Source organism: Novosphingobium sp. 11B (assembly GCF_054589055.1).
Genome location: NZ_BAAILP010000089.1, coordinates 1 through 1,387, shown reverse-complemented (window position 1 = coordinate 1,387; position 1,387 = coordinate 1). Strand labels below are relative to the sequence as shown.

Below are 1,387 nucleotides of genomic sequence, written 5' to 3'. Positions count from 1 at the left end.
GATTTCGCCGACCGGCGGTATCCGGCCCGCCGATCGCAAGCGGAGCATCCGTGCACTGAGCCTTGCCGAGCGCGAGGAGATTTCGCGGGGCCTGAGCGTCAGTGAACCCTTGCGTGCGATAGAACGGCGACTGGGCCGTTCGCCCTCGACGATCAGTCGCGAAATCAGGCGCAATGGCGGCCCTGCACGGTATCGGGCGACCGCGTCCGATCAGGCGGCATGGGACCGTGCCTTGCGGCCCAAGCCCTGCAAGCTGGCTTGCTCGCCGCCACTGGCACGGGCAGTATCGGCCAAGCTGCGCCGCAAATGGTCACCGGAACAGATCGCGGGGTGGCTCAGGCGCAGCTTTCCCGAGGAGCCGCACAGGCAGGTGTCGCACGAGACCATCTACAGAAGCCTGTACATACAGGCGCGCGGAGTTCTGAAGAAGGAACTGCTGGAGCATCTGCGCGCCCGGCGCACGATCCGCAGGTCCCGGCACGCCAGCCTCAAGCGTAACGGACATGGCGAGATCAAGGATGCCGTCTCGATCAGTGAGCGCCCCGCCTCTGTCGACGACCGCGCCATTCCCGGTCCTCAACACCACTTTTTGGCACATTGCGATGCCGTCTGGGGAGGGCGGCAACCACCCCATCTCGAAGAAATGCCTGATGTTGGCATGATTGCGGCGTGAAGGCTGGGGAGCGGAGTATGAGCCTTGGTGTTGGGGGCCGATCCGCTGGTTTTGTGGGGGAGGCGCCTGCGCAGGCTGTTTTTTGGCGTCACGTGGGCGCAATTCGCCCCACGAGCCAGGCCAGGCGCTGGAAGTTATAGGCAAGGTTGGTTATGCCGATCTTGATGGGGGCGCGAGCGATGCCGACGGTGCGCACCACGAGGCCCATGCGATGCTTCTGTCTCGCGAATCCGCACTCAACGGCGGAGCGGACCGCGGACCGGTTCCGACGCTTGCTAAGGGTTCTTCTTCGCAGTGCCGTTGCCGACGTCGTCGCGCGGCTTGCCCTTCGACGTGCGCTGGGCGCTGGCGTTGGCGCCAGCAAGAACAGGCCCGCAGGCCGCAGACTTGGTATCGCCTGGATCGACGAAGGCGAGCAGCCCGGCCAACCGGAGTCGCCACGTTTGCAAGGCCGAGACCGGCACCCGCGCGGCCGATAAGTTGCGGGGTGATGACCTGCAGCTTAGGCTCGGCGAAATGCCCGCCCAGACCAACGGGCGACTGGCCGGAGAACAGGCTGATCTTCTTGCCGTCGGCGCGAAAGGCCAAGTCTACCGCCTCGGTGCCGAAGCTGAAGCCGCCGCGCCCGGTGACGACGTTTTTGCTGGTATCGATCAGGATCGGATCGGCAACTGCCGTGCCGCTGCGGACGGTGAAGGCGAGCAGGCCGCAGTT

General features: G+C 65.5%; 3 pseudogenes. 1 reads left to right on the top strand and 2 read right to left on the bottom strand.

Annotated elements, in window-relative coordinates:
* Positions 1–574 (top strand): annotated as a pseudogene (locus tag ACYPYD_RS07880) (IS30 family transposase); the annotation flags it as partial.
* A 187-nt stretch (positions 575–761) separates the two neighbouring features.
* On the opposite strand, the pseudogene ACYPYD_RS07875 reads toward ACYPYD_RS07880, so the two are convergent.
* Positions 762–935: pseudogene (locus ACYPYD_RS07875) on the bottom strand (IS5/IS1182 family transposase); the annotation flags it as partial.
* A 13-nt stretch (positions 936–948) separates the two neighbouring features.
* Positions 949–1,387, bottom strand: a pseudogene (locus ACYPYD_RS07870) (AsmA family protein); the annotation flags it as partial.